Origin of the sequence: Mucilaginibacter psychrotolerans (genome assembly GCF_004519315.1) — a bacterium.
In the GTDB taxonomy this organism is placed as follows: Bacteria; Bacteroidota; Bacteroidia; order Sphingobacteriales; family Sphingobacteriaceae; genus Mucilaginibacter; species Mucilaginibacter psychrotolerans.
Window position 1 is genome coordinate 1 of record NZ_SOZE01000073.1, and the last position, 2,437, is coordinate 2,437.

Here is a 2,437-nt window from a genome sequence, read left to right on the forward strand (position 1 = left end):
TACCGGTTCAACAGGCTTAAGTATCCTGACAATATGTTTCATAACCTTGTCAAGACGATGATTGCGGCCGGACCAATATTTCTGCAAAAATCATGGGTTGCTTAAACGCCTTATTCTATAATCAGTAATAAAGCAGATTACTATAGATTATTACAAAAGGTTAGAGATCATGGCGATTGGGAAGAGTGGATAATTTATATGTTAAATGGCGTAGAGCAAACCGCAAAGGAAACTATCGTTTTAATAGGCGAAATGCGCGCCTTGATGCAAGACTATAAAATACGAATCCGGAAAGAACTTCCCAAAATGTACAGCCAAGATTTGTTAAATAACATATTCAGGCATCCTTATACCAAAATTGACTTTGTCATGAGTGAACTTATAGTATCACGGCTAACAGCAACTAAATATGTTAATTCGTTAGTTGAAAAAGGGTTCTTAACTAAGGAAAAAATAGGAAGAAGTAATTTTTATATAAATGTTCCTTTATTTAAGTTATTTAAAAATGACCCGGAAATAAGGCAACAAGCCCCCCCTATACAAACAATAAATCCAGATTTTAATTCTATTTAAACCCTTATAGAAAAGATGGATTTTCTATACATGTTGTAGATGATATGTATAGAAAAGGTGGATTTCCTATACATGTTGTAGGTGATATGTATAGAAAAGGTGGATTTCCTATACATGTTGTAGGTGATATGTATAGAAAAGGTGGATTTCCTATACATGTTGTAGATGATATGTATAGAAAAGGCGGATTTCTATACATGAGAATGCTGATTGCCAAAGGACTTATTGTGAATTGAAACTACATGTTAGTTGCTTTGCAATTCTTCGCACAATTGCTTAAATTCACCTCATCATGAGCAACAATAACCGCCGCGTTTTCCTTAAACAAGCTACAGCTTTGGCTGGTGCCTTTGGTGCCGCTAGTATGTTTAACCACGCCCACGCCGAAAGCTTCGAAAGGGCATCGGCAAGGGTGGCGCATTTAACGCCGCAACAGGTGGCTGCCGACGAAGATTACTGGGCAACCATACAGCAGGCCTACACGGTAAACCCCAGCATTATCAACCTCAATAATGGCGGCGTTTCGCCTGCGCCAACGGTAGTGCAACGCGCGCTGGATAGGTACAACGCACTCTGCAACGAGGGGCCATCGTACTTTATGTGGCGCATACTCGACTCCGGTCGCGAGCCCCTGAGAGAGAAACTGGCCGCTCTTGCCGGCTGCTTGCCCGACGAAATTGCCATCAACCGCAACGCCACCGAAGCCCTCAATACCATCATCTACGGCATCAGCCTCAACCGTGGCGACGAGGTGATCGGTTCGATCTTCGATTACCCCAACATGATGCACGCCTACGAGCAACGCGCTCTGCGCGAGGGCATCGTTTACAATCGGCTAAGCTTTAACTTCCCCATAGAGAACGACGAGCAAATAGTAAAGGCTTACGCCGATGCCATCACTCCAAAAACCAAACTGATACATGTTACCCATATGGTAAACTGGGTGGGCCAGCTGATGCCGGTACGCAAGATATGCGATATGGCACACGCCAAAGGCATAGAAGTGGTGGTAGATGGGGCGCACTCTTTCGGCCTGATAGATTTTAAAATACCCGACCTGCATTGCGATTATTTCGGCACCAGCCTGCATAAGTTCCTCTCGGCACCCATTGGCAGCGGTATGATGTGGATACGTAAAGACCATATTGAGAAAACCTGGCCGCTTACCTGTGCAGATAAGCCGCAGAGCGCAGATATCCGCAAATTCGAGCAGTTGGGTACGCGCAGCTTTGCCATTGAGCAGGCCATCGGCGAAGCCATCAACTTCCACCAGGCCATTGGCCCTAAGCGCAAGGAAGACCGCATCCGCTACCTCAAAAACTACTGGGCCGAAAAGGCGCAGGCCATCCCTAGGGTAAAGCTGCATACATCGCTAAAGGCGCAATATTCCTGCGCCATCTGTGGCGTAAGCATCGATGGTATGACACCCGCCGAGCTCGACAGTGCCCTATGGAACACTTATAAAATACATGTGGTAGGCATTGTTTGGCAAAACCAAAGCTGCGTGCGGGTTACCCCGCATGTTTACACCACCATTGCCGATTTGGATAAACTCGTGAAGGCGTTGACGGAGATTGCGGCGAAGGTGAAAGGGTAAACCGCGTGTGGCGGCGGGGTGAAAAATAGCATGCGGTCTTGTCTGCATCGCGAGTCGACTCACCCCGGGTTCGCTCCGCTGCCCGACCCTCTCTGCTCCGCAAAGAGGGTTTTAGCTGCATTTTATTCCCCCCATTATAACTTTCACCCTCTTTGCGCAGCAGAGAGTTATACCGTTTAAAAGCAAGTAGTTTTCAAACAATTTTATAAGTTTGCGTAGAGAGCAGGTAGTAAGCCCGTATATTCTTCAACTCGAAGCTTGGGACGC

The 2,437-nt window shown here is 46.1% G+C and carries 3 protein-coding genes; all 3 read left to right on the top strand.

Annotation, left to right across the window (positions count from 1 at the left end):
- The first annotated feature begins 198 nt into the window (after positions 1-198).
- Genes E2R66_RS28035 through E2R66_RS28045 form a run of 3 tightly spaced genes read left to right on the top strand, consistent with a single transcriptional unit; the run spans position 199 to position 2,170 of the window.
- The gene (locus E2R66_RS28035) at positions 199-573 is read left to right on the top strand and encodes a Fic family protein (RefSeq protein ID WP_134738008.1); all 375 of its coding nucleotides are present in this window, start codon (positions 199-201) and stop codon (positions 571-573) included.
- A gap of 44 nt (positions 574-617) precedes the next feature.
- On the top strand, positions 618-809 hold the full coding sequence (locus E2R66_RS28040; protein WP_134738009.1) for a hypothetical protein: 192 nt from the start codon (positions 618-620) through the stop codon (positions 807-809).
- A 56-nt stretch (positions 810-865) separates the two neighbouring features.
- Positions 866-2,170 (top strand): aminotransferase class V-fold PLP-dependent enzyme, encoded by a 1,305-nt coding sequence (locus E2R66_RS28045; RefSeq protein WP_134738010.1) that lies wholly within the window; start codon positions 866-868, stop codon positions 2,168-2,170.
- The last annotated feature ends 267 nt before the right edge of the window (positions 2,171-2,437 follow it).